This is a genomic window from Vallitalea maricola, assembly GCF_036985595.1.
Taxonomy (GTDB): domain Bacteria; phylum Bacillota; class Clostridia; order Lachnospirales; family Vallitaleaceae; genus Vallitalea; species Vallitalea maricola.
The window spans coordinates 1-220 of the sequence record NZ_BTPU01000174.1; the positions used below are offsets into that span (position 1 = coordinate 1).

The window sequence follows — 220 nt, forward strand, 5'->3', positions numbered from 1 at the left end:
ATTGTTATTGATTATAATTTTATGAAAGGAAGTTATATAATGGAGTTTAAAAAGGTTATTGTTGAATTGTTATCTAATATTATTGATGATCTCCCAGAGAATGAAATTGATGAATTAATTGAAATTCCTTCTAATTCCGAAATGGGGGATTTTGCTTTTCCTTGTTTCAAATTGGCTAAAATATTCAGGAAAGCGCCTAATATGATTGCTAATGATATTG

At 27.3% G+C, this 220-nt stretch carries 1 pseudogene; it reads left to right on the top strand.

Features of this window, described 5'->3' with window-relative positions:
• Window positions 1–39: 39 nt before the first annotated feature.
• Window positions 40–220 (top strand): annotated as a pseudogene (locus AACQ14_RS23770) (arginine--tRNA ligase); the annotation flags it as partial.